Below are 21,817 nucleotides of genomic sequence, written 5' to 3'. Positions count from 1 at the left end.
GTCTGTGACCATTTATGCGGACAATCGGCGCCTTTGCCAAATGGAGCCCGGAATGAAAGCCTCCTGGGATATTTTCTGCAGCGTCGTCGACAACTACGGCGATATCGGCGTGACCTGGCGGCTGGCCCGGCAACTGGTGGCCGAGCATCAGTGCGCGGTGCGGCTGTGGGTGGATGACCTGCGGGCCTTCGAGCGTTTGTGTCCGTCCATCGATATCACCTTGCCTCAGCAATGGCAGGAAGGTGTCGATGTGCGTCACTGGCCAACCGAGTGGTCGCCGGTGGCGGCTGCCGATGTGGTGATCGCGGCCTTTGCCTGCCAGTTGCCAGCGGCTTATATGGAGGCGATGGCCGAGCGTGAACATACCCCTTTGTGGTTGAACCTCGATTACCTCAGCGCCGAGACCTGGGTGACCGGCTGCCACGGCCTGCCCTCGGTGAAGTTCAAGGGCGTGCAGAAGTACTTCTTTTTCCCCGGGTTTCAAGCCGGCACCGGTGGGCTGCTACGCGAGGCTGGATTGCTGGAGCGGCGCAGGGCATTTCAGCAAGACCCCCTGGCCCGGCAACGTTTCCTGGAAGGGCTCGGCGTATTTGCAGCACCTGGCGCGCGATTGATGTCGCTGTTCGCCTATGAGAACGCCGGCCTGGCCAGTTGGCTGCAAGCGCTGGCTGCCGACTCGCGGGCTACCCATCTGCTGGTTCCCGAAGGGCGGATCCTCGGTGACGTACAACACTGGCTGGGTGTCGAGGCGCTGGCGGCGGGTGCGGTGCAGGTCCGTGGGGCCTTGACGGTACAGGTGCTGCCGTTCGTCCGACAGGAGGAATACGACCAGCTCCTGTGGTCCTGCGATTTCAACGCGGTACGCGGTGAGGACTCGTTCGTGCGTGCGCAATGGGCCGGCCGGCCGATGCTCTGGCACATTTATCAACAGGACGAAGACATTCACCTGGACAAGCTCGACGCCTTTCTCGAGCTTTATACGCAGGGGCTGTCGCCAGAGGCCAAGGCGGCGCTGATCGACCTGTGGCGGGCCTGGAATGCCGGAGGCGAGATGGCGCAAGGCTGGAAAAAGCTGCTCGAACACTGGCCGGAAGTGGCTGTTCACGCCGAAAAGTGGTGTCTGGAACAGGGCTCGCAGCCCGATCTTGCTGCGGCGCTGGTGCAGTTTTACCTAAATTGGATATGATACGCGGCCTAGATTTTTGTAAATCCCATCCAAATTCGGATATTCGCAATGAAAACTGGTAAAGAACTCAAACCCGGTACCGTGATCCGTATCGACAACGATCCTTGGCTGGTTCAGAAAGCTGAATTCACCAAGTCCGGTCGTAACAGCGCGATCATGAAGACCAAGCTGAAGAACCTGCTGACCGGTTACAAGACCGAAACCGTTTACGGTGCGGACGACAAACTGGACGACGTGATCCTGGATCGCAAAGAAGCGACCCTGTCGTTCATCAGCGGCGACACCTACACGTTCATGGACACCACCGACTACACCATGTACGAGCTGAACGCTGAAGACATCGAAGCCGTTCTGCCGTTCATCGAAGAAGGCATGACCGACGTTTGCGAAGCCGTGTTCTTCGAAGACCGTCTGGTTTCCGTTGACCTGCCGACCACCATCGTGCGCCAGGTTGACTACACCGAAGGCTCCGCTCGCGGCGACACTTCCGGCAAGGTGATGAAGCCTGCCAAACTGAAGAACGGTACCGAGCTGTCGGTTGCTGACTTCATCGAAATCGGCGACATGATCGAGATCGATACTCGCGAAGGCGGCTCCTACAAAGGCCGCGCCAAGGTTTAAGCCCCTGCTTGAATCCTTAGCCACGAAAAAGCCCGACCATTGAGTCGGGCTTTTTTGTGGCCGAAGGCCTGGGTGGCAAACTTACTTCAGATGTTGCTTGAGCTCATCGGATGCCTGCAGCAGTGCCGAACGCACCGCGGGTACCTGGCTGACCACGTTGAGCAGGCCGTAGTCATGGATCATCCCGTTGTAGCGCACCGAGGTCACGGTCACGCCGGCTTCGTCCAGCTTACGGGCATAGGCTTCGCCTTCGTCGCGCAGTACGTCGGCGCCGGCCGTCTGGATCAGCGCGGGTGGCAGGCCCTTGAGCTGGGCGCTGGTGGCGCGCAGCGGTGAAGCGTAGATCTCGTTACGCTGCCGGGCATCGGTGGTGTAGTTGTCCCAGAACCACTTCATCATGTTTTTGCTGAGAAAGTGCCCCTCGGCATATTGGTTATACGACGCCGTTTCGAAATTCGCGTCGGTCACCGGCCACAACAACAGCTGGAACCGGATCGCCGGCGTGCCCTTGTCCTTGGCCATCAGGCTGACCACGGCGGCCATGTTGCCGCCGACGCTGTTGCCGGCAACCGCCAGGCGCTTGCCGTCGACGTTGATTTCCCGGCCATGCTCGGCCACCCATTGGGTGGCCGCGTAAGCCTGATTGATCGCCACCGGGTAATGAGCTTCCGGGGACGGCGTGTAATTGACGAATACCGCCGCCGCCCCTGACCCCACCACCAGGTCCCGCACCAGCCGTTCGTGGGTCGGGAAGTCTCCCAGCACCCAGCCGCCGCCGTGGAAAAACATGAACACTGGCAACGTGCCTTTCACCCCGGCCGGCCTGACGACGGTCAGGCTGATGGCCTGGCCGTCGACGTCGATGGTCTTCTGGCTGACATCCGCCTTGGGCAGCGTCAGCTTGACCCCGGCCTGGGCGCCGACCAGCACGGCTCGGGCCTCTTTGGGTGTCATCTGTTCCATCGGCTTGCCGCTGCCGGCGTTCAAGGCGTCGAGGAACGCCTGGGTGTTGTGTTCGACCCCGCCTTCGGCGAACGCCGTGTTGATGGACAGGGCGAGAAGGCTACCGGTCAAGACCTTGCTGAAAGTGTTCATGTTCGTCTCCTGGGCGGTGCGGGCGCTGGCGCGCAGCTGGGTTAGACAGTCACGTGCAGACGTACGTCGACGTTGCCGCGGGTGGCGTTGGAGTAAGGGCAGACCTGGTGAGCCGCTTCGACCAGGGACTGCGCGTCGTTCTGTTCAAGACCTGGCAGGCTGATATGCAGGTCGATGTCCAGGCCGAAGCCGCCAGGAATCTGGCCGATGCCGACGTGCGCAGTGATCGACGCGTTGTCCGGGATCTTGCGCTTGCTTTGGCTGGCGACGAATTTCAGGGCGCCGATAAAGCAGGCGGAGTAGCCGGCGGCGAAGAGTTGCTCAGGGTTGGTCGCCTGGCCGCCGGCACCACCGAGTTCTTTGGGGGTGGAGAGTTTGACGTCGAGGATGTTGTCGCTGGAGACGGCGCGACCATCACGGCCACCGGTTGCGGTTGCGACTGCGGTATAGAGAGTTTGCATGGTGTGAGCCTCTTGGGTTTCGAAGTTTTGCACTAAATATTTGCGCGCTAAGTAAGTGCGAAATAAATGTATCGCTCAAATATTTAGTGCGCAATATAAATTTTTGAAAAAAACTCGAAAACGCTTGCCAGCAGTCCATGTTTTTTGGCTAAGAGAATGATTTAAATAATATTTTTATCGAGAAATTTTTTCGTCGATACGCTATTAGCGGCATCGAAACAGAGAGAATCGCGAGCAAGCGCTCCTGGAGAGGGGCGGGGTGTGCTCGCGAGAGCGCCGTTAAAGACTGTCTTGCAGATGGCCACGCAGGTTCAGCAGGTCGGCCTGCAGTTTGCGCAGTTGCTCCAGGGTCAGGCCGCTGGCGCCGAGGATGCATTGGGGAACGCCGCGCGCCCGGTCATACAGGGCCCGCCCTTGCTCGGTCAGCTCGATGATCACCACCCGTTCGTCTTCGCGGCTGCGGGTCCGGCTCAGCAATCCCTCGGCTTCCAGGCGCTTGAGCAAGGGCGTCAATGAACCGGGATCGGTCAGCAGGCGACTGCTGATCTCGCCGACGGTCAGTCCGTCCTGCTCCCAGAGCACCATCATTGCCAGGTACTGGGGATACGTCAGGCCCAGCTCCTGCAGCAGTGGTTTATAGACTTTGGTCATCAGCAACGAAGTCGAGTGAAGGGCGAAACACAGCTGGTTATCCAGCAGCAGATCGTCACATTTTTCCGGGGTGGAGCCTTTGGTGTTCATGGTCGGGCCTTGATCGATACTCGCCCTGAATCTAGCGGGCGAATCTTTAATGCGCCAGATAATTCTCACGAGTGCTCAGCCCATGGCGCTCTGCAGGGCCAGATCCCAGGGCGGAATCGGACTGAAGCGAGTCTTCAGGTATTCCAGCAACAGGCGGCTGCGAGCGTTGGTGTGCTGTTCCAGGCGCAAGGCGTAGATACCGGCGCTTTCCGGTTTGGGCAGGCCGGTTTCGCAGAACAGCGGCAACAGTTCCCCACGCAGCAGGTATTCGCTGGCCAGCCAGGTCGGCAGGTGGGCGATGCCCAGCCCGGCCAGGGCTCCGGATAGCAGGGCCTCGGCATTGTTGGCGCTCATGCGGATGCGTTGTGGGCGATGAGTCTGCAACTGCCCGTCCAGTTCGAAGCGCCAGGCGAACAGCGGAGCCAGGCCGTCCCAGTCCAGGCCGTCGTGCTGGCTCAGTTCGGCGGGATGCACCGGGGTGCCGCGCAGCTTGAGGTAGGCCGGGCTGGCGCAGGCGATGCGCACGATGCTTGCCAGCGAGGTCGCCACCATCCGGGTATCGACCCTTTGTCCGGCGCGTAGTACCAGATCGACCTTGCCCAGGTGCGAGCCCTGCATGTCGACGAAGCTGTCGATCAGGTGCAACTGCACATCGAGCCCCGGATAGAGCATCAGGAAATCGGCGATCGCCGGCGCCAGGTGTCGCCGGCCGAACGCCGCGGGAGCGTCGATGCGGATCAGGCCCTCCGGTGCGTGGCTCAAGGACACGGCTTCCGCCCGCGCCAGTTGCAGTTCGGCGACGATGCGCCGGGCGCGTTCGGCAAAGGCCTGGCCAGCCGCCGTCGCCACCACCGCGTGGGTGGTGCGCATGAACAGCTTGCTGCCGACGGCGTTTTCCAGGCTGTCGATACGCCGGGCCACCGCCGAAGGGGTCAAGGGATGCCGGCGGGCGGCGGCGGAAAAACTCCCGGCTTCCAGCACATCGAGGAACAGACCGAGCTGATCGGTGAGGGCATTGGGGTTCATGGCGGACATTTGCTTGTGCGAAGTTGGCAAAGCCATTGTGCGTTGCTGTGCGTTTCCGCACCAGAGCCGACTGCGTAGCATGCAAGGCCTGAGTGAGGAGAGCGGCGGTGATCGATTTAGCGATGTATGTGGTATTGGGCGCGGCGCTGGGCACGGTGGGTGGCTTGTTCGGGATCGGTGGAGGGCTGATTGCGATTCCGGTGCTGGGCGTGCTGTTCGGGCTGGACCAGCAGATCGCCCAGGGCACGGCGTTGGTGATGGTGGTGCCGAACGTGATGCTCGCGCTGTGGCGTTATCACCAGCGCAACCGGATCGAGGCGCGCCATGCGTTGCCGTTGGCCCTGATGGGCTTCAGTTTTGCCTGGCTTGGTTCGATCTGGGCGGTGGGCATCGATGCCCAAGTCATGCGGATCGGCTTCGTCGCGTTCCTGGTGGCCTTGTCGGCCTACAACCTGTTGCGCATGTTCCTGGCCAATGCCCCGGCTTCGGCGCAGATGCGCTATCCCTGGCCGTGGCTCGGTGTGCTGGGTGCGGCTTCCGGGGCCATGGGCGGGCTGTTCGGCGTCGGCGGCGCGGTGGTTGCCACCCCGGTGCTGACCAGCGTGTTCGGCACCACCCAGGTGGTCGCCCAGGGGCTGTCGCTGGCCCTGGCCCTGCCCAGCACCGGGGTGACCCTGGTGACCTACGGGGTGCATCAGGAAGTGGACTGGATGATCGGCCTGCCGCTGGCGGCGGGTGGGCTGTTGAGCATCAGTTGGGGCGTGAAAATCGCCCATGCGCTGCCCGAGCGAATGCTGCGCGGGCTGTTCTGCAGCTTCCTGGTGGTCTGCGCGGTGATGCTCGCCTTTAAAGTTTGAAGCCTTCGACTATGTGCTCGGCCAGGCATTCGGTGATGGGTGAAGGCGTGTTGAGGTTGCGCACCAGCATGATGCTGGCCTCGGGCAGCAGGGGCAGATCCTCGGCGGCGCCCAGGATGCGCATGTCCGGGGTGATCAGGCTTTCCAGCTGAGCGGTGATCGCCAGGCCGGCGCTGACCACGGCCATCAGTGCCGACAGGCTGGAGCTGTTATAGGCGATGCGATAGTCGCGCCCGGCGGCGTCCAGCGCATTGCAGGCCCACTGCCTGCAGAAGCAATCACTGTTGAACATCGCCAGAGGCAGCGGCGTCTGTTCGTGGGGGCAGAACCCCTGGGCCTCGGCCCAGACGAAACGTTCCTTGCGCAGCAACTGGCCGATTTCGCTGCCCGGCTCGCGGGTGACGATAGACAGATCCAGATCCTGGCGCAGCAGCAGTTGCTTGGACGACTCGCAATGCACCTCGATCTGGATCAAGGGATAGGCCTGGGCAAAACGCGACAGGATCCCCGGTAGAAAGCGCATCACATAATCGTCCGGCGTACCGATGCGCACGGTGCCGACCATGTGCGGCTCGCGCAGAGTGTTGAATACCTCGCTGTGCAGTTTCAGGATGCGCCGTGCGTAACCCAGCAGCACTTGGCCTTCGGCGGTCAGGCGTACCTGCCGGCCCTCCCGCTGGAACAATTGGCGTTGCAGCACATCTTCCTCGAGCCGCTTCATCTGCATGCTCACCGCGGACTGGGTGCGATTGACCTGCTCCCCGGCCTTGGTGAAACCGCCCTGGTCGGCGATGGCGACGAAGGTGCGCAGGACCTCGGTATCAATGCTTGGGTAGCTGGACAATTCATCAAACTCCGAGATGTATTGCATAAGAAACATTCGTTGGATTGATCTTAGCCCTGGGTGGAGACTTGAGCCATCCCCACTGGAGGGCAAGACGATGAAAGGTCAAAAAGGTTTTGTACTGGCTCACCGGTTTGCATGGCATGGCGTTTCCTTGCGGCACCTGCTGCAGAGGATTGTCCGTTGGCATGAGCTGCACCGTGAACGCAACATGCTGGCCGGCATGAGTGACGAGGCGCTGAAGGATATCGGCCTCAGTCGCGCGGATGTGGAGCGGGAGACCGTGCGACCGTTCTGGGACGATCCGATGCACAAATGAGCGTCAAAGCGCTACACAAGCCACTTCTCACTGAGGTAGTTTGCGGGCAGACAAGGAGATTGCCATGCCCGCAGAACTGTCCTTTTCCCTCAAGCAGGCTCGGCGTCTGGCGCTGGCCGCCCAGGGTTTTTCCGGGCGGCCGCTGCCTGCGACGATCAGGCCCGCACAGCTCAATCGCCTGATCGCGCGCCTGGGTATCCTGCAGATCGATTCGGTCAACGCCCTGGTGCGTTCGCACTACCTGCCGCTGTTTTCCCGCCTTGGCGACTATCCCGCGCAACTGCTGGACCAGGCTGCCTGGAGTCAGGGCCGGCAACGCACGCTGTTCGAATACTGGGGCCACGAAGCCTCGTTGCTGCCGCTGTCGCTGTACCCACTGATGCGTTGGCGCATGCAGCGGGCCAGCCAGGGGCAGGGGATCTACCAGCAGTTGGCGCGTTTTGGCCAGGAGCAGCAGGCGACTATTCGCCGGGTGCTGGCCGCGGTCGAGGAACAGGGCGCCCTCGGGGCGGGCAGCCTGTCGACCCGCGAGGAACGCGCCGGCCCCTGGTGGGACTGGAGTGCGGAGAAGCATGCGCTGGAATGGCTGTTCGCCGCCGGTGAGGTGACGGTCGCTGGCCGGCGTGGATTCGAGCGCTTGTACGACTTGCCGGAGCGGGTGATTCCTTCGAGCATCCTGCAGCATTCGCCGCTCAGCGAGGCCGATGCCCAGCGCGGTTTGCTACTGCATGCCGCCAGCGCCCTGGGCGTGGCCACCGAGAAGGATCTGCGCGACTATTTTCGCCTGGAGCTGGCAGACAGCCGGGCGCGCCTGGCGGAACTGCTGGAGGGCGGCGAACTGCTGGCCTGCGAGGTGGCGGGCTGGAAGCAAGCGGCGTATTGCCTGCCAGAGGCCAAGGTGCCGCGCAGCGTGCCGGCCAGCGCCTTGCTTTCTCCCTTCGATTCGCTGATCTGGGAACGCAGTCGCACCGAGCGCCTGTTCGATTTCCGCTATCGCCTGGAGATCTACACCCCGCAGCACAAGCGGGTGTACGGCTATTACGTGTTGCCGTTTCTGCACCACGAACGGATCGCCGCGCGGGTCGACCTGCGGGCAGAAAGGGCGCAGGGGCGCCTGGCGGTGCATGCCGTGCATGAGGAGGATCTGGGGTTGGACGAGCAGGGGATGCAGGCGCTGGCGAGCAGCTTGCGGAGCATGGCCAACTGGCTGGGGCTGGCCGACGTCCAGCTCAATTGCCCAAGGGCCAGCGCCCAGCGCTTGCGTGCGTTTCTTTGACCAGTATCAATCATCCAGCTTCCCCTGGATGATCGAATGCTAGGAGTTCAACGCTTGACCTGTTTCAAGGTCTCGGCAATCAGGAACGCCAGCTCCAGCGACTGATCGGCGTTCATCCGCGGGTCGCAATGGGTGTGGTAGCGATCCGACAAAGCATCTTCGGTAATCGGCCGCGCGCCACCGATGCACTCGGTGACGTTCTGCCCGGTCATCTCGATGTGGATACCGCCGGCATAACTGCCCTCGGCTTCGTGGACCTGGAAGAACTGCTTCACCTCATTGAGGATCTGCGCGAAATCGCGGGTCTTGTAACCGCTGCTGGCCTTGATGGTGTTGCCATGCATCGGGTCGGAACTCCACAGCACCTTCTTGCCTTCGCCTTCCACCGCGCGGATCAGCTGCGGCAGGTGGTCGCCGACCTTGTTCACGCCCATGCGCACGATCAGGTTCAGGCGGCCTGGATCGTTGTCCGGGTTGAGGATGTCGATCAGGCGGATCAGCTCCTCGGTGTTCATGCTCGGGCCCACCTTGACCCCGATCGGGTTATTCACCCCGCGCAGGAATTCGACGTGGGCGCCGTCGAGCTGGCGGGTGCGATCGCCGATCCACAGCATGTGCGCCGAGCAGTCGTAATAGTCGTTGGTCAGGCTGTCGCGACGGACGAAGGCTTCCTCATAGTTCAGCAGCAGCGCCTCGTGGGCGGTAAAGAAGCTGGTCTCGCGCAGCTGCGGCGAGCTGTCCATGCCGCAGGCGCGCATGAAGGCCAGGGTTTCGTCGATGCGGTCGGCCAACTGGCTGTACTTCTCGGCCAGGGCGGAGTTGGCGATGAAGTCCAGGTTCCATTTGTGCACCTGGTGCAGGTCGGCAAAACCGCCCTGGGCAAAGGCGCGCAGCAGGTTCAGGGTGGCGGTGGCCTGGTGATAAGACTGCAGCAGGCGGTCCGGGTCCGGCACCCGGCTTTTCGCATCGAAACCTATGCCGTTGACGATATCGCCGCGGTAGGCCGGCAGGGTCACGCCATTGATGGTTTCGTCATTGGCCGAGCGCGGCTTGGCGAACTGGCCGGCCATGCGCCCGACCTTGACCACTGGGCAACCGGCGGCGAAGGTCATGACGATCGCCATCTGCAGCAGGACCTTGAAGGTGTCGCGGATCTTCGCCGCCGAGAACTCGGCGAAGCTCTCGGCGCAATCGCCACCCTGCAACAGAAAGGCACGACCCTGGGTCACTTCGGCAAACTGGCGGCGCAACTCCCGGGCTTCGCCGGCAAACACCAGCGGCGGGTAGCTGGCCAGGGTCTGCTCGACCTGCAACAGGTGTGCGGCGTCGGGGTAGACGGGTTGTTGCTGGATCGGCAGGGCGCGCCAGCTGTCAGGGCTCCAGGGTTGGCTCATCACGGACTCGGGTGTTTTTAAGGTCGGACAGGCATGTTATCAGCAATTAGTGCGTGACCTGTTCCCGCCGGTTCGCGGACAATCGCGCCTTTCCCGCTCGGCGCCGAGCGGCTGGTTTATCGCGACGGCGAGGTTGAGCCCCGTCGCGGCTAGGAGAAGAGATGACTGAGGAGCGCGTCGAGCGCCTGCTCGCCGAAGTGCACGATGAGTTCGGCATGATTCGGGTACTGGAAGTGGCGGATTACCGCTTCCTCGAATTTGGCGATGCCATCGAGCAGAGCTGCGTGTTTACCGCCGACCCGAGCTGGCTGGAGTACGACTACACCCGCGCCATGCTGATCGGTGCGCTGTGCCATGAGCAGCCCGAGAGTGCGCTGTTTCTCGGCCTGGGCGCCGGTACCCTGACTCAGGCCTGCCTCAAGTTCCTGCCGCTGGACGATGTCGAGGCCATCGAGCTGCGTCCGGACGTGCCGCGCCTGGCTATCGAGTACCTGGGGCTGGATGACGATCCGCGTCTGTATATCCGGGTGGGCGATGCGCTCGAGCTGCTGGACAGCGCCGAGTCGGCGGACCTGATTTTCGTCGACCTGTACACCGATGTCGGACCGGGCGTCGGGCACCTGGCCTGGGGGTTCCTGGAAAACTGCCAGAAGCGTCTCAACCCGGGCGGCTGGCTGGTGATCAACCAGTGGGCCACCGACGATGGCAAGCCGCTCGGTGCGGCCTTGCTGCGCGGGCTTTACCATCGGCACTACTGGGAGCTGCCGGTGAAGGAGGGCAACGTGATTCTGATCGTGCCGTCCGACCTGGAGCAGGGTCTGGACATGGACGGTCTGAGCGCCCGGGCTGAGGCGCTGGCGCCACGCCTGGGCTATTCGTTGCAGTCGTTGATCAAGTGCATCCGTCCGGCGACCTGAGTTTGCTGGCCGAGCGCATCTGTAGGAGCGAGGCTTGCCCGCGATAGGACCTCACATTCACCACGGGTTCAGGCCGCTCAACACCCCTTGAACACCCCCGGGCGCTTCTCGACCATCGCTCGCACACCTTCCTTGGCGTCCTCGCTGTTCAACAGCACCTTCACCAGCGGCGGCAGCCCCTGCGCTGCCGCGCTTTCTCCTTCGAGCCGCGCTTGTCGGGCCGACATCAGGGTCGCCTGAACCCCCAGCGGCGCCTGACAGGCGATCCGTTCGGCGAGGGCCAGAGCGCGGGGCAGCAGGTCTTCGCTGGCCATCACCTCCTGCACCAGCCCCAGGCGCAGGGCTTCATGGGCGTCGAATTCGTCGCCGGTGAGCAACCAGCGCATGGCATTGCCCCAGCCGGCGATCTGATGCAGGCGCAGGGTGGCGCCGCCAAAGGGAAAGATGCCGCGTTGCACTTCCAGTTGGGCGAAGCGGGTATTGCTGGCGCACAGGTTGATATCCGCCGCCAGCATCAGCTCGATGCCTATGGTCAGGCAGTAGCCCTGCACCGCGACTATCACCGGTTTGCTGACCCGTGGCCCGGCGAAGACGCCCCAGGGATCGCAACCGCCGGCCGGTGCCTGCCAGCCTTCGGCGAGTTTCGCCCCGACGTTGGCCAGGTCCAGCCCCGCGGTGAAGTGCTCGCCATGGCCGAACACCACGGCGACCCGGGCCTCGCTGCTGGCCTCGAACTCGCCGTAGGCCAGGCTGAGTTGATCGAGCAACTGCAGGTCGAAGGCATTGCGCTTGGCGACCCGGTCCAGGCCGATGAGGAAGAGATGACCACGTTGTTCACGGCTGACGCGACTGCAACTGGGCTGGCTCATGGGGCATTTCCTCGGACGGTAAAGAGTGTCTCGGACCGACGGTATCGGCCGGCAAGATGAACCGTTTAAGCGTCATCCCCCGACAGGCGTGGGCCTGTGCAAAATAGACCTTTGCCGGATTATCCGCAAAGCCTGTGACAACTAGGTATTCAGCGGGTTTTTCCGATAAAAAAAACTCCCTTTTTTGAGTAATTCCGGTATAGTGCGCGCCGGCCTTTAACCGGGCCTCGTTTAGGTGATGCAATTCCCCGAAGTCAGCTTCGGCTGCTTGTCCGCTGCGCGGACTATCCTTGACGTTCATTTCTTTCAATCGTTTTCGCAAATCCCCGCCGACAAAGCTGCCAGGGTGACTCTTGAGTCTTACACGGCATGCGCAGCTTTGGAGCATGGGTCTTTGCGGATGCACTTAGAGGCAGACCCATGACCCAGGAAATCGGCGGCTTCGCCGCTCTTGAACTTCATCCCAATATTGTCGCTGCAGTAGTCGCTACCGGCTATGAAGAGCCTTCGGCCATTCAGCAGCAGTCGATCCCGATCATCCTCGCCGGTCACGATATGATTGGTCAGGCGCAAACCGGTACCGGTAAGACCGCCGCGTTCGCCCTGCCTATCCTGCACCGCATTGATCCGTCCAAGCGCGAGCCGCAAGCTCTGATCCTGGCCCCAACCCGTGAGTTGGCGCTGCAAGTTGCAACCGCTTTCGAAACCTACGCCAAGCAAATGCCGGGCGTAACTGTTGTGGCTGTCTACGGCGGCGCGCCGATGGGCCCACAACTGAAAGCAATCCGTAATGGCGCACAGATCGTTGTCGCCACTCCGGGCCGTCTGTGCGACCACCTGCGTCGCGACGAAAAAGTCCTGGCTACCGTGAACCACCTGGTTCTCGACGAAGCCGACGAAATGCTGAAACTGGGCTTCATGGATGACCTGGAAGTCATCTTCAAGGCCATGCCGGAAACCCGTCAGACCGTACTGTTCTCGGCCACCCTGCCGCAGTCGATCCGTGCGATCGCCGAGCGTCACCTGAAGGACCCGAAACACGTCAAGATCCAGAGCAAGACTCAGACCGTCACCGCGATCGAACAGGCTCACCTGTTGGTTCACGCTGACCAGAAGACTTCTGCTGTTCTCAGCCTGCTGGAAGTGGAAGATTTCGACGCCCTGATCATGTTCGTGCGCACCAAGCAAGCGACCCTGGACCTGGCCAGTGCCCTGGAAGCCAAAGGCTACAAGGCCGCTGCGCTGAACGGCGACATCGCCCAGAACCAGCGTGAGCGTGTGATCGACTCCCTCAAGGATGGCCGCCTGGACATCGTTGTGGCGACCGACGTTGCTGCCCGTGGCCTGGACGTACCACGCATCACCCACGTATTCAACGTGGACATGCCGTACGACCCGGAATCCTACGTGCACCGTATCGGCCGTACCGGCCGTGCCGGTCGCGAAGGTCGTGCGCTGCTGCTGGTGACTCCACGTGAGCGCCGCATGCTGCAAGTGATCGAGCGTGTAACCGGTCAGAAGGTTGCCGAGGTTCGTCTGCCGGACGCTCAAGCCGTTCTCGACGCGCGCATCAAGAAGCTGACCAACAGCCTGTCGCCGCTGGTCGCTGACGCTGAATCGACCCACGGTGATCTGCTGGATCGCCTGACCGCCGATATCGGTTGCAGCCCGCGTGCCCTGGCCGCGGCCCTGCTGCGCAAGGCCACCAACGGTCAGGCGCTGAACCTGGCAGCGATCGAGAAGGAACGCCCACTGGTGCCGAACAGCGCGCCACGTGGCGACCGTCCTGAGCGTTCCGGCGATCGTCCTGATCGCGGCGAGCGTGAGCGTCGCGCACCGATGCCTCTGGCTGAAGGTCGTGCCCGTTGCCGTACCGCGCTGGGCGCGCGTGACGGTATCGCGGCCAAGAACCTGCTGGGCGCCATCCTCAACGAAGGCGGCCTGGCCCGCGAAGCCATCGGTCGCATCCAGGTGCGTGACAGCTTCAGCCTGGTCGAGCTGCCGGAGGAAGGTCTGGAGCGTCTGCTGACCAAGCTGAAGGACACTCGCGTGGCCGGCAAGCAGTTGAAGCTGCGTCGCTATCGCGAAGACTGATCAGTGCTGAGCTGATTGGTTGAACGAAAAAATCCCCGCCTGGTGCGGGGATTTTTTTTGCCTGGGGGTTGGATCAGTTGTCGCATCGTGATGCGCCAGGCCCGGCAAGGGCATCAACCGAAGCGATAGATATCCATGCCCAGCGCGCCCATGGTGAAGCCTTGATGGGCGATGCTGAATTCGCCACCGGCGCCTCTGGCGAAGTACAGCGGCAGCAGGTGTTCATCGCTGGGGTGGCTACGTACGGCATTCGGCGCCTGGCGACGGTAGTCATGCAACGCGGCTTCATCATTGGCGGCGAGTTTCTCGATTATCCAGTCGCGGAACGCCTTGGCCCACGGCTCGACGCTTTCCGGGCCGGCGTGCCAATCCAGTTCGCGCAGGTTGTGGGTAATACTGCCCGAGCCGATCAACAACACCCCCTGTTGCCGCAGGCTGGACAGGGCATGCCCGACCTGAGTCTGCAGGGCTGGTCCAAGGCGACTGGGCAGAGACACCTGGACCACCGGAATATCCGCCTGTGGGTACATCAGCGACAGCGGCACCCAGACCCCGTGGTCGAACGGGCGCTGGTCGTCGAGCTGCGCCGGCAGGCCATCGGCCCTGAGCAACTGCGCCACCTGTTCCGCCAGTTCAGGCTGGCCGGGGGCGGGGTATTGCACGGCGAACAGCGCGGCGGGAAAGCCGCCGAAGTCATGCCAGGTTTGCGGTTGCGGGTTGCTGCTGACCCGCAGGTCCTGGCTTTCCCAGTGGGCCGACACCACCACTATGGCCTTGGGGCGCGGTAGCTCGGCGGCCAGGCGGGCGAGGGCCGGGCCGCTGGCGCCGGGTTCCAGGGCGAGCATCGGTGATCCGTGGGAGATGAACAGGCTAGGGAGCATGAATAAGGTCCTGAGCGTTAAGATGCACCATCTTCAATCAGATCATTGATCTGAATCTAATATAAGTTTTTGTGGTTTTTGATCGAATTTCAGGGTGATTTATGCAGCCGGAGTTTTGGCACAAACGGTGGGAACAGAATCAGATCGGCTTCCATTTGTCCGAGGTTAATCCTTACCTGCAACGCTACTGGCCCCAGCTGGAGCTGGCACCGGGTTCGCGGGTACTGGTGCCGCTGTGCGGCAAGAGCCTGGACCTGAGCTGGCTGGCCAGCCAGGGTCATCAGGTGCTGGGTATCGAGTTGTCGGAGAAGGCCATCCAGGACTTTTTCAGCGAGCAGCAGGTGCAGCCGCAGGTTGAGCTTCGAGGTGGATTCAAAGTCTATGAGTACGGCCCGATCCAGCTCTGGTGCGGCGACTTTTTTGCCCTGCAGGCCACGGATGTCGCCGGCTGCCAGGCGTTGTACGACCGCGCGGCGTTGATTGCCTTGCCGCCGCAGATGCGTGAGCGGTATGCGGCGCATCTGCAGTCGGTCCTGCCTCAGGGCTGCCAGGGGCTGCTGATCACCCTGGATTACGACCAGGCGCTGATGGCGGGGCCGCCTTTCGCCGTGCTCGATGACGAGGTCAAGGTCTTGCTCGGTAAGCGCTGGCAGCTGCAGGTCGAGGAGGTGCGGGACATTCTTGGCGAGAGCTGGAAGTTTCTCCAGGGCGGCGTGACCCGCCTCGAAGAACGGGTCTATCGCTTGCTGGCGCGCTGAGCCCCGGCCTTTTTCCAGACCATGAAAAAGGGCGACTTGCGTCGCCCTTTTTTGTGTTTGCCAGCGTTATCAGCCGCGACGACGGCTCAGGGCGTCGATACGCTCTTCCAGCGGAGGGTGGCTCATGAACATGCGAGCCAGGCCTTGTTTGAGGCCACCGTTGATGCCGAAGGCATTCAGGGTGTCGGGCATGTGCACCGGCAGGCCCTGTTCCGAGCGCAAGCGTTGCAGGGCGCCGATCATGGCCGCGGTACCGGCCAGTTGTGCGCCGGCTTCGTCGGCACGGAATTCGCGCTTGCGCGAGAACCACATGACGATGGCGCTGGCCAGGATACCCAGGACCAGTTCGGCGAAGATGGTCGCGATGTAGTAGGCGATACCCTGGCCTTCTTCGTTCTTGAAGATCACCTTGTCGACGAAGTTGCCGATGATGCGCGCGAAGAACATCACGAAGGTGTTTACCACGCCCTGGATCAGCGCCAGGGTGACCATGTCGCCGTTGGCCACGTGACCGATCTCGTGGGCCAGCACGGCTTTCACTTCATCGGGCGAGAAACGCTCGAGCAGGCCCTGGCTGACCGCAACCAGCGCGTCGTTCTTGTTCCAGCCGGTGGCGAAGGCGTTGGCCTCGTAGGCCGGGAAAATACCGACTTCGGGCATCTTGATCCCGGCTTCGCGGGACAGTTGCTCGACGGTTTGCAGCAGCCATTGCTCATGACGAGTACGAGGCTGGGTAATGATCTGGGTGCTGGTGCTCATTTTCGCCATCCACTTGGAGATGAACAGCGAGAACAGGGAACCGGCGAAACCAAAGACCGCACAGAAAACCAGCAGCTGATTGAGGTTGAGATCAACCCCATTGGCCGCCATGAACCCGTTGAAGCCGAAAAGGCTCAGGGTGATGCTGGCAATCAGCACGACCGCCAGGTTAGTGGCCAAGAACAGCAGGATGCGCATCATGGTTGTAGAAATCTCCTCATGCTAAAGATGTAGCGTTCTGCGGGGTATATAAGGTGCGGCACCGGCCTATTCAACCGGGTGACTATTTCAAACTGTGTCCTGCAGGCTGATTTTAGACGCTTGCATGAGCTTTCTGTCGCAGTTGGGCAGCCACCGGAAGCCGAGCCGCACTTCAGAGGCATGCAACCACTGGGCACAAGGCGCAAGGCAAAGATACAGAAGGGTAGGCGTAGCAGGGAGTACAGAAGTGTTGCTGAATTAATCGCAGTGCGACCGTGGCGGCCGCACTGCGTCGCAAGGCTTACTTTACTGGCGATACGACTTGAGGAAGCTGCCGATACGGCCGATCGCCTGTTCCAGGTCATCGACCCGTGGCAGGGTCACGACGCGGAAGTGGTCCGGCCATGGCCAGTTGAAGGCGGTGCCCTGAACCACCAGCAGTTTCTCCGAGAGCAGCAGGTCCAGGACGAACTTCTCGTCGTTGTGGATCGGGCAGACTTTCGGGTCGATTTTCGGGAAGGCGTACAGCGCGCCCATAGGCTTGACGCAACTGACGCCGGGGATGTCGTTGAGCAGTTCCCAAGTGCGGTTGCGCTGTTCCAGCAAGCGGCCCGGTGGCAGCACCAGATCGTTGATGCTCTGATAGCCGCCCAGCGCCGTTTGAATGGCGTGCTGGCTCGGCACGTTGGCGCACAGGCGCATGTTGGCCAGCATGTCGATGCCTTCGATGTAGCTCTGGGCGTGGTGCTTGGGACCGGAAATGGCCACCCAGCCGGAACGGAAACCGGCCACCCGGTAGGACTTGGACAGGCCGTTGAAGGTCAGGCACAGCAGGTCCGGCGCCAGGGAGGCGGTGCAGACGTGCACGGCATCATCGTAGAGGATCTTGTCGTAGATCTCGTCGGAGAACACCACCAGGTTGTGCTGGCGTGCCAGTTCGAGCATGTCCAGCAACACTGCCTTGGGGTACACCGCGCCGGTCGGGTTGTTCGGGTTGATGATCACCAGGGCCTTGGTGTTCGGGGTGATCTTGGCCTTGATGTCGGCGATGTCCGGCCACCAGTTGGCCTGCTCGTCGCACAGGTAGTGCACCGGGTTGCCGCCGGCCAGGCTCACGGCCGCGGTCCACAGCGGATAGTCCGGGGCCGGGACCAGCACTTCGTCACCGTTGTTGAGCAGGGCCTGCATGGCCATGACGATCAGTTCGGAAACGCCGTTGCCCAGGTAGATGTCTTCGATGCCGACGCCTTCCACCTGCTTTTGCTGGTAGTACTGCATGACGGCCTTGCGTGCGCTGAACAGGCCCTTGGAGTCGCTGTAGCCCTGTGCGGTCGGCAGGTTGCGGATCACGTCCTGGAGGATTTCGTCCGGCGCTTCGAAACCAAAAGGCGCCGGGTTGCCGATGTTCAGCTTGAGGATGCGATGGCCTTCCTCTTCCAGGCGTTTGGCGTGCTTGAGCACTGGGCCGCGAATGTCATAACAGACGTTGGCGAGCTTGTTCGATTTGCTGACCTGCATGGCGATGTGTTCCCGAAAATGAACGATCCAGACGGTGAGTGAGCTACCGTACTGGGAATCCTGCGTTTGCACACAGGCCTGAAGCCTGGGTTCGCGGCGGCAAAATCCGTTTGAACCCGTGTAACACGGCTGCCAGACTGGCGTCTAACGAGGCGCAATCATACGTGCCGCCCGATCCGTGGAAAAGATACAGATCGGGCTTTTTCAGTTGCAGAGGAAGGACCATGGAAAAGCTGGAAAAAACCCTTGAAGAATGGCGTGCCATGCTCGATCCGGAGCAGTACAACGTCTGTCGTCTCAAAGGCACCGAACGACCGTTCTCGGGCAAGTACAACGCCACCAAGACCGACGGTGTGTATCACTGCATCTGCTGCAATGCGCCGTTATTCGACTCCAGGGCCAAATTCGATTCCGGTTGCGGCTGGCCGAGCTTCTACGAGCCGATCGGCGAGAGCGCCATGGTCGAGATCCGTGATCTGAGCCACGGCATGATCCGTACCGAAGTGGTCTGCGCCAAATGCGATGCGCACCTGGGGCATGTGTTCCCGGACGGTCCGCCGCCGACCGGCCTGCGCTACTGCATCAACTCGGTGTGCCTGGACCTGGTTCCACGCTGACCGGAGCGAGCGGCCAAGGCGATTTTTCGGAATCGCTTTTCGATTTATTAAATTGCGCACAATTTAATTGAGTACTACTTTTATCGGACCTTTCATTTCTGGAGTCCGCACCATGAGTGACACATTGCTGAACATCCCGTGCACCACCATCAAGGGCGAGCAAAAGACCCTGGCCGACTTCGCCGGCAAGGCCGTGCTGGTGGTCAACACTGCGAGCAAGTGCGGTTTCACCCCGCAGTACAAGGGCCTGGAAGAACTGTGGCAGACCTACAAGGACCGGGGCCTGGTGGTGCTGGGCTTTCCCTGCAACCAGTTCGGCAAGCAGGAGCCGGGCAACGAAGGGGCCATTTCCGAGTTCTGCGAGCTGAACTACGGCGTCAGCTTTCCGCTGTTCAAGAAAATCGACGTCAATGGCGCCGAGGCGCATCCGCTGTTCGTGCAGTTGAAAAAACGCGCGCCGGGGGTATTGGGTTCCCAGGGCATCAAGTGGAACTTCACCAAGTTCCTGATCGGCAAGGACGGCGCGCTGGTCAAGCGTTTCGCCCCGGCCACCAAGCCTCAGGACCTGACCGGCGAGATCGAAGCCCTGCTCAAATGACCGACCTGTTCGCCGATTCGCTGAAACTCGACAGCCAGCTGTGCTTCAAGCTGTACGCCGCCTCGCGGGCCGTGGTGCGGGGCTACAAACCGATGCTCGACCAGTTGGGGCTGACCTACCCGCAGTACCTGGTGATGCTGGTGCTCTGGGAATGGCAGGCCACGCCCCCCGAGCTGCCGACGGTCAAGGCGCTGGGGGAACGCCTGGCGCTGGATTCCGGGACCCTGACGCCGTTGCTCAAGCGCCTTGAACAGCTGCAACTGGTGCAGCGCCAGCGATCGTCCCGCGACGAGCGCGAGGTGCACCTGAGCCTGAGCGCGGCCGGCCTGGCGCTGCGCGATCAGGTGCCGCCGCTCAAGGCGGCGCTGTTATGCGACAGCGGGGTCGACCTCGACAGCCTGAGCGAATTGCGCCATGGCCTGGACCGTCTGCTGGCCCAGGTCAAAGCGCTGTCGTAGTCGGCACCCAGAGGTCCAGCAGGGCAATCAGCTCTTCACGGCGGAAGGGCTTGGACAGGTAGTCGCTCATGCCCGCGGCCCGGCAGCGCTCGCGCTCTTCGGGCATGGCATTGGCGGTCAGGGCGACGATCGGCAGGTCCGGCCAGCGGCCGCTGCGGCGGATCTGCCGACTGGCCTCGTAGCCATCCATCACCGGCATGTTGCAGTCCATCAGCACCAGGTCGAAATGCTGGTGCTCCAGCACGTCCAGGGCCTCGGCACCCTGGGAGGCGACCGTCACCTCGCAGCCGAGCTTGCTCAACATGCCTTTGGCCACCAGTTGGTTCACCGGGTTGTCCTCCACCAGCAGGATAAAGGCGCGGCGCAGGGGCGCCAGGGTTTCCAACTGGGTTTCATTGATCACCGCGGTTTCGGCCAGCAGGGCCCGGCGCAGGGTCTGATACAGGGCGTTGCGCGCCAATGGCCGCGCCTGTTGCTGCAACGGCGCCAGGGCGCTGGCTTCTTCGCTGGGCAGGAAACTGCCGTAGGCGGTGACCAGCAGAATCGGCGCGCTGATGCTCGGGCGCAGGCCGAACAGGCATTCCGGGCAGTCGGTGATCAACAGGTCCGGCTTCTGCCCGAGCAGTGACTCATCGAGATCGCAGCGCCGATACTCTAGCCCCCAGAACGGCAACTGCACGCTCAACAGTTCGGCCAGGCCACTGCCTTCGGAGGTAATGGCCAGTACCTGGCCGTGCAGCGGCGGCGGTGGGCTGGCTGGCGTGTGGCAGGGCAGCGGCAGGTCGGCACAGAACTGGCTGCCGAAACCCACCTCCGAGCTGATGCTCAGGCGCCCCTGCATGGCTTCGCAGAGGTTGTAGGTCAGGGCCAGGCCCAGGCCGGTGCCGCCGTATTGCCGGGTGATCCCGGCACCGGCCTGGGTATAGGGCTGGAAGATCTTCACCTGGGCCTCGCGGGCGATCCCGATGCCGGTGTCGCAGACTTCGATCCTGACCCCGTCCTCGAACGTACGCAGGCGCACATCGACACGGCCGAAGCGGGTGAACTTGAGGGCGTTGGACAGCAGGTTGCTGACGATCTGCCGCACGCGCGTGGGGTCGCCGAGGACCAGGGCCGGAAACTCCGGCTCGATCAGGCAAGCCAGCTCGACGCTCGGCGCGGCGTTCTGCGACAGCAGGTTGGCGGTGTCTTCCACCAGTACCCCGAGGTCGAAGGGGATGCGCTCCAGCTCCAGCTGGCCGGCGTCGAACTTGGACATGTCGAGAATATCGTTGAGCAGTTCCACCAGCACTTTGCCGGAGTCGTGGGCGATCGACAGTTGCTGGCGTTGTTCGGCATTCAGCGGGCTGTCCAGCGACAGGGCGATCATGCCCAGCAGGCCGTTGAGCGGCGTGCGGATTTCATGGCTCATGTTGGCCAGGAAGGCGGCACGCGCCTGGGCCATGTCGAGGGCGGTGCTACGGGCGACTTCCAGTTCTTCGTTGGACTGGCTCAGCCGGTCGTTGATCGCCTTGAGCTCGGTGGTGCGCGCCGAGACGATGTTTTCCAGCTGGCCGAGATAGTCGGTCAGGCGGTTTTCGGCATTGCGCCGTTGCTGGATCTCGGTGGCCATGTTGTCGAACTGCTGGTTGGCGACCTTGACCAGCACGCCGATCTCGTCCTGTTCGTGGCTGGGCGGGAAGTCCAGCCGGGTCTGGTCGGGGCTGCGCGGATCGCGCCCGCTGAGTTCGCGAATGACGCCGACCAGGGGTTTGGTCAGCATCACGTAGAACAGCGCCAGGAGCAGCCCGGTGAGGATCAGGCTGCGCACGAAACCGTTGATCAGGGTGATTTCCGCACGGCGCAGGAAGCGGCTGCCGAATGAGTAGGTGTCGACTTCCAGGTGCAGGACGCCGAGGGATTCCGAGGGCAGGTGATCGAGGTACAGGCGGTCCTGGAACTCGCGCTTGGCGCCGAACAGGAAGTCGCTGAGCATCCGGTAGGAGCTTTGCTGGGCCGGCCGGGTGACGTTGGCCAGCAAAGTGTCGTTGTTGTCGACCAGCCGGGCGCGGATGATCGCCGGCGAGCGCAGCAGGCCGAGCGTCAGCTCCTGGGCGAGCTCGGCGTCGATGTTGTAGGCGATACGCGAGGCCGGATTGTGGCTGATTTCCAGGAGTGCGTTGATTTCCCGGTTGATGGAGGCATCTTCACTGGCATAATCGATGCCGATTTGCAGCAGACTGAGCGCCGTCCCCAGGACAAAACCGACCAGCACAGTGAGCCTGGCTTGCTTGTAAGACAGGCGGTTGGTGAACTTGATGTCCATGGGGTGTTGAACCAATTTCCGT

23 protein-coding genes are annotated in these 21,817 nt (G+C 62.3%); 11 read left to right on the top strand and 12 right to left on the bottom strand.

The annotated features are described in order from the left end of the window. The first annotated feature begins 52 nt into the window (after positions 1–52). Together earP and PMI20_RS24340 are read left to right on the top strand one after the other, a co-directional pair. Complete coding sequence (gene earP / locus PMI20_RS24345; protein ID WP_007931390.1) at positions 53–1,186, top strand: elongation factor P maturation arginine rhamnosyltransferase EarP; 1,134 nt, start codon at positions 53–55, stop codon at positions 1,184–1,186. A gap of 48 nt (positions 1,187–1,234) precedes the next feature. Next, a complete protein-coding gene (locus tag PMI20_RS24340) occupies positions 1,235–1,807 on the top strand; it encodes an elongation factor P (protein WP_007931398.1) in 573 nt (190 codons plus the stop codon). An 81-nt stretch (positions 1,808–1,888) separates the two neighbouring features. On the opposite strand, the gene PMI20_RS24335 is transcribed toward PMI20_RS24340, so the two are convergent. From PMI20_RS24335 to PMI20_RS24320, 4 genes are all read right to left on the bottom strand, one after another. Then, complete coding sequence (locus PMI20_RS24335) at positions 1,889–2,902, bottom strand: alpha/beta hydrolase (RefSeq protein ID WP_007931400.1); 1,014 nt, start codon at positions 2,900–2,902, stop codon at positions 1,889–1,891. A 41-nt stretch (positions 2,903–2,943) separates the two neighbouring features. Next, the gene (locus tag PMI20_RS24330; protein WP_007931402.1) at positions 2,944–3,363 is read right to left on the bottom strand and encodes an organic hydroperoxide resistance protein; all 420 of its coding nucleotides are present in this window, start codon (positions 3,361–3,363) and stop codon (positions 2,944–2,946) included. Positions 3,364–3,642: 279 nt separating this feature from the next. Further along, on the bottom strand, positions 3,643–4,104 hold the full coding sequence (locus PMI20_RS24325; RefSeq protein ID WP_007931403.1) for a MarR family winged helix-turn-helix transcriptional regulator: 462 nt from the start codon (positions 4,102–4,104) through the stop codon (positions 3,643–3,645). 75 nt (positions 4,105–4,179) lie between these two features. After that, the gene (locus tag PMI20_RS24320; protein ID WP_025805488.1) at positions 4,180–5,130 is read right to left on the bottom strand and encodes a LysR family transcriptional regulator; all 951 of its coding nucleotides are present in this window, start codon (positions 5,128–5,130) and stop codon (positions 4,180–4,182) included. 107 nt (positions 5,131–5,237) lie between these two features. Here PMI20_RS24320 and PMI20_RS24315 point away from each other — a divergent pair, with 107 nt between their 5' ends. After that, on the top strand, positions 5,238–5,987 hold the full coding sequence (locus PMI20_RS24315) for a sulfite exporter TauE/SafE family protein (RefSeq protein ID WP_007931407.1): 750 nt from the start codon (positions 5,238–5,240) through the stop codon (positions 5,985–5,987). Here PMI20_RS24315 and PMI20_RS24310 read toward each other — a convergent pair. Next, the gene (locus tag PMI20_RS24310; protein WP_162136185.1) at positions 5,977–6,831 is read right to left on the bottom strand and encodes a LysR substrate-binding domain-containing protein; all 855 of its coding nucleotides are present in this window, start codon (positions 6,829–6,831) and stop codon (positions 5,977–5,979) included. The genes PMI20_RS24315 and PMI20_RS24310 overlap by 11 nt on opposite strands. A 97-nt stretch (positions 6,832–6,928) precedes the next feature. Here PMI20_RS24310 and PMI20_RS24305 point away from each other — a divergent pair, with 97 nt between their 5' ends. After that, the gene (locus tag PMI20_RS24305) at positions 6,929–7,150 is read left to right on the top strand and encodes a DUF1127 domain-containing protein (RefSeq protein ID WP_007931409.1); all 222 of its coding nucleotides are present in this window, start codon (positions 6,929–6,931) and stop codon (positions 7,148–7,150) included. A gap of 64 nt (positions 7,151–7,214) precedes the next feature. Beyond that, positions 7,215–8,426 carry a winged helix-turn-helix domain-containing protein gene (locus tag PMI20_RS24300; protein ID WP_007931418.1) on the top strand — a complete coding sequence of 404 codons (1,212 nt, stop codon included), beginning with the start codon at positions 7,215–7,217 and terminating at the stop codon, positions 8,424–8,426. Positions 8,427–8,473: 47 nt separating this feature from the next. Here PMI20_RS24300 and PMI20_RS24295 read toward each other — a convergent pair whose 3' ends face one another. Further along, a complete protein-coding gene (locus PMI20_RS24295) occupies positions 8,474–9,820 on the bottom strand; it encodes a class II 3-deoxy-7-phosphoheptulonate synthase (RefSeq protein WP_007931431.1) in 1,347 nt (448 codons plus the stop codon). A 161-nt stretch (positions 9,821–9,981) separates the two neighbouring features. Here PMI20_RS24295 and PMI20_RS24290 point away from each other — a divergent pair, with 161 nt between their 5' ends. After that, positions 9,982–10,737, top strand: a complete 756-nt coding sequence (locus PMI20_RS24290; RefSeq protein WP_007931432.1) for a spermidine synthase — start codon at positions 9,982–9,984, stop codon at positions 10,735–10,737. 77 nt (positions 10,738–10,814) lie between these two features. Here the strand turns inward: PMI20_RS24290 and PMI20_RS24285 are convergent, their stop codons facing one another. Both PMI20_RS24285 and PMI20_RS24280 read right to left on the bottom strand, forming a co-directional pair. Then, a complete protein-coding gene (locus PMI20_RS24285) occupies positions 10,815–11,606 on the bottom strand; it encodes a crotonase/enoyl-CoA hydratase family protein (protein ID WP_007931433.1) in 792 nt (263 codons plus the stop codon). After that, on the bottom strand, positions 11,572–11,907 hold the full coding sequence (locus PMI20_RS24280; protein WP_164485202.1) for a hypothetical protein: 336 nt from the start codon (positions 11,905–11,907) through the stop codon (positions 11,572–11,574). Before PMI20_RS24280 ends, PMI20_RS24285 begins: the two co-directional genes overlap by 35 nt. Positions 11,908–12,026: 119 nt before the next feature. Here PMI20_RS24280 and PMI20_RS24275 point away from each other — a divergent pair, with 119 nt between their 5' ends. Then, the gene (locus PMI20_RS24275; RefSeq protein WP_007931434.1) at positions 12,027–13,700 is read left to right on the top strand and encodes a DEAD/DEAH box helicase; all 1,674 of its coding nucleotides are present in this window, start codon (positions 12,027–12,029) and stop codon (positions 13,698–13,700) included. 113 nt (positions 13,701–13,813) lie between these two features. Here the strand turns inward: PMI20_RS24275 and PMI20_RS24270 are convergent, their stop codons facing one another. Then, on the bottom strand, positions 13,814–14,581 hold the full coding sequence (locus tag PMI20_RS24270; protein ID WP_007931435.1) for a DODA-type extradiol aromatic ring-opening family dioxygenase: 768 nt from the start codon (positions 14,579–14,581) through the stop codon (positions 13,814–13,816). A 101-nt stretch (positions 14,582–14,682) separates the two neighbouring features. On the opposite strand from PMI20_RS24270, the gene PMI20_RS24265 reads away from it, so the two are divergent. Further along, a complete protein-coding gene (locus PMI20_RS24265) occupies positions 14,683–15,339 on the top strand; it encodes a thiopurine S-methyltransferase (RefSeq protein WP_007931436.1) in 657 nt (218 codons plus the stop codon). 69 nt (positions 15,340–15,408) lie between these two features. On the opposite strand, the gene htpX is transcribed toward PMI20_RS24265, so the two are convergent. Together htpX and PMI20_RS24255 are read right to left on the bottom strand one after the other, a co-directional pair. Then, the gene (gene htpX / locus PMI20_RS24260) at positions 15,409–16,299 is read right to left on the bottom strand and encodes a protease HtpX (RefSeq protein ID WP_007931437.1); all 891 of its coding nucleotides are present in this window, start codon (positions 16,297–16,299) and stop codon (positions 15,409–15,411) included. Between the two features lie 306 nt (positions 16,300–16,605). Further along, positions 16,606–17,817 (bottom strand): pyridoxal phosphate-dependent aminotransferase, encoded by a 1,212-nt coding sequence (locus tag PMI20_RS24255; RefSeq protein WP_007931438.1) that lies wholly within the window; start codon positions 17,815–17,817, stop codon positions 16,606–16,608. A 224-nt stretch (positions 17,818–18,041) separates the two neighbouring features. On the opposite strand from PMI20_RS24255, the gene msrB reads away from it, so the two are divergent. The 3 genes from msrB to PMI20_RS24240 all read left to right on the top strand — a co-directional run bounded on the left by msrB (position 18,042) and on the right by PMI20_RS24240 (position 19,490). Then, complete coding sequence (gene msrB / locus PMI20_RS24250; RefSeq protein WP_007931439.1) at positions 18,042–18,434, top strand: peptide-methionine (R)-S-oxide reductase MsrB; 393 nt, start codon at positions 18,042–18,044, stop codon at positions 18,432–18,434. Positions 18,435–18,546: 112 nt separating this feature from the next. Then, positions 18,547–19,032 carry a glutathione peroxidase gene (locus PMI20_RS24245; protein ID WP_007931440.1) on the top strand — a complete coding sequence of 162 codons (486 nt, stop codon included), beginning with the start codon at positions 18,547–18,549 and terminating at the stop codon, positions 19,030–19,032. Beyond that, the gene (locus PMI20_RS24240) at positions 19,029–19,490 is read left to right on the top strand and encodes a MarR family winged helix-turn-helix transcriptional regulator (protein WP_007931441.1); all 462 of its coding nucleotides are present in this window, start codon (positions 19,029–19,031) and stop codon (positions 19,488–19,490) included. Before PMI20_RS24245 ends, PMI20_RS24240 begins: the two co-directional genes overlap by 4 nt. Here the strand turns inward: PMI20_RS24240 and PMI20_RS24235 are convergent. After that, on the bottom strand, positions 19,474–21,795 hold the full coding sequence (locus tag PMI20_RS24235; protein WP_007931442.1) for a hybrid sensor histidine kinase/response regulator: 2,322 nt from the start codon (positions 21,793–21,795) through the stop codon (positions 19,474–19,476). The two genes, PMI20_RS24240 and PMI20_RS24235, sit on opposite strands and share 17 nt — an antisense overlap. Positions 21,796–21,817 lie beyond the last annotated feature (22 nt).

The sequence above is a fragment of the Pseudomonas sp. GM17 genome, assembly GCF_000282175.2.
Taxonomy (GTDB): Bacteria; Pseudomonadota; Gammaproteobacteria; order Pseudomonadales; family Pseudomonadaceae; genus Aquipseudomonas; species Aquipseudomonas chlororaphis.
This window is presented reverse-complemented; position numbering and strand designations above follow the sequence as displayed.

What these genes read in the sequence shown, in the direction of transcription:
- earP (WP_007931390.1), top strand. Translation starts at nt 53, where the DNA reads ATGAAAGCCTCCTGGGATATTTTCTGCAGCGTCGTCGACAACTACGGC.
- PMI20_RS24340 (WP_007931398.1), top strand. Translation starts at nt 1,235, where the DNA reads ATGAAAACTGGTAAAGAACTCAAACCCGGTACCGTGATCCGTATCGAC.
- PMI20_RS24335 (WP_007931400.1), bottom strand. Translation starts at nt 2,902, where the DNA reads ATGAACACTTTCAGCAAGGTCTTGACCGGTAGCCTTCTCGCCCTGTCC.
- PMI20_RS24330 (WP_007931402.1), bottom strand. Translation starts at nt 3,363, where the DNA reads ATGCAAACTCTCTATACCGCAGTCGCAACCGCAACCGGTGGCCGTGAT.
- PMI20_RS24325 (WP_007931403.1), bottom strand. Translation starts at nt 4,104, where the DNA reads ATGAACACCAAAGGCTCCACCCCGGAAAAATGTGACGATCTGCTGCTG.
- PMI20_RS24320 (WP_025805488.1), bottom strand. Translation starts at nt 5,130, where the DNA reads ATGAACCCCAATGCCCTCACCGATCAGCTCGGTCTGTTCCTCGATGTG.
- PMI20_RS24305 (WP_007931409.1), top strand. Translation starts at nt 6,929, where the DNA reads ATGAAAGGTCAAAAAGGTTTTGTACTGGCTCACCGGTTTGCATGGCAT.
- PMI20_RS24300 (WP_007931418.1), top strand. Translation starts at nt 7,215, where the DNA reads ATGCCCGCAGAACTGTCCTTTTCCCTCAAGCAGGCTCGGCGTCTGGCG.
- PMI20_RS24295 (WP_007931431.1), bottom strand. Translation starts at nt 9,820, where the DNA reads ATGAGCCAACCCTGGAGCCCTGACAGCTGGCGCGCCCTGCCGATCCAG.
- PMI20_RS24290 (WP_007931432.1), top strand. Translation starts at nt 9,982, where the DNA reads ATGACTGAGGAGCGCGTCGAGCGCCTGCTCGCCGAAGTGCACGATGAG.
- PMI20_RS24285 (WP_007931433.1), bottom strand. Translation starts at nt 11,606, where the DNA reads ATGAGCCAGCCCAGTTGCAGTCGCGTCAGCCGTGAACAACGTGGTCAT.
- PMI20_RS24280 (WP_164485202.1), bottom strand. Translation starts at nt 11,907, where the DNA reads ATGAACGTCAAGGATAGTCCGCGCAGCGGACAAGCAGCCGAAGCTGAC.
- PMI20_RS24275 (WP_007931434.1), top strand. Translation starts at nt 12,027, where the DNA reads ATGACCCAGGAAATCGGCGGCTTCGCCGCTCTTGAACTTCATCCCAAT.
- PMI20_RS24270 (WP_007931435.1), bottom strand. Translation starts at nt 14,581, where the DNA reads ATGCTCCCTAGCCTGTTCATCTCCCACGGATCACCGATGCTCGCCCTG.
- PMI20_RS24265 (WP_007931436.1), top strand. Translation starts at nt 14,683, where the DNA reads ATGCAGCCGGAGTTTTGGCACAAACGGTGGGAACAGAATCAGATCGGC.
- htpX (WP_007931437.1), bottom strand. Translation starts at nt 16,299, where the DNA reads ATGATGCGCATCCTGCTGTTCTTGGCCACTAACCTGGCGGTCGTGCTG.
- PMI20_RS24255 (WP_007931438.1), bottom strand. Translation starts at nt 17,817, where the DNA reads ATGCAGGTCAGCAAATCGAACAAGCTCGCCAACGTCTGTTATGACATT.
- msrB (WP_007931439.1), top strand. Translation starts at nt 18,042, where the DNA reads ATGGAAAAGCTGGAAAAAACCCTTGAAGAATGGCGTGCCATGCTCGAT.
- PMI20_RS24245 (WP_007931440.1), top strand. Translation starts at nt 18,547, where the DNA reads ATGAGTGACACATTGCTGAACATCCCGTGCACCACCATCAAGGGCGAG.
- PMI20_RS24240 (WP_007931441.1), top strand. Translation starts at nt 19,029, where the DNA reads ATGACCGACCTGTTCGCCGATTCGCTGAAACTCGACAGCCAGCTGTGC.
- PMI20_RS24235 (WP_007931442.1), bottom strand. Translation starts at nt 21,795, where the DNA reads ATGGACATCAAGTTCACCAACCGCCTGTCTTACAAGCAAGCCAGGCTC.